At 59.7% G+C, this 568-nt stretch carries 1 protein-coding gene; it reads left to right on the top strand.

What is annotated here, in order from left to right; translation table 11 throughout:
• Positions 1–472 (top strand): hypothetical protein (locus LNV07_RS25385; RefSeq protein WP_263574000.1); only part of this gene is annotated, 472 nt, incomplete at its 5' end.
• Positions 473–568 lie beyond the last annotated feature (96 nt).

Consider the following 568-nt stretch of genomic DNA (forward strand, 5'->3'; position numbering starts at 1 on the left):
ATCAGAAATGCGCGTCCATATCCTGCCCGCTGCCGATGGAACGCCGTTCGCGTTTGAGGTTGGAAACTTACTTCTGACCCGGGGCCAGGCCTGTCGAGTTGTGGAATCCATCCCTGGCGCGGAGATCGTCCGGAGATCAAGGCTATTTCGGGATACCAGTGATTTTTGCGAGTTCAGAATCGGCGACGATGTCTTCGTCATCGAAGAGCCATTCGGTGACAACAGCCGGTACTGGATTGGCCCCAAGAATCCAGAGGGCTCTAGTTCAATCGGCGTGGTCCGTCGCGCTTTCGAGTCACACGAGTCTTGGCGCCTTCTGGGACGTATCGCCATCCTTCTCGCAATCGCGTCTGGCGCAGTCTGGGCGCTCATCCATGTTCAGACGTTCATCGCTCAGGATCGGTGCCTGGATTCCGGCGGTCGCTGGGAATACTCAACCTCGAGCTGCACGCGGGAGGCCTCTGATGGCTAACCGGTCGTTCGAGCCGACTCGCAACGGCTGGTCTCTCCAGGCCCCCATTTCATTCTGGGCCTTCCGCGCCCAGCCGCCGCTCGCGGCTCAACTTCG

The sequence above is a fragment of the Roseateles oligotrophus genome (assembly GCF_025717515.1).
GTDB classification, from domain to species: domain Bacteria; phylum Pseudomonadota; class Gammaproteobacteria; order Burkholderiales; family Burkholderiaceae_C; genus Paucibacter_A; species Paucibacter_A oligotrophus.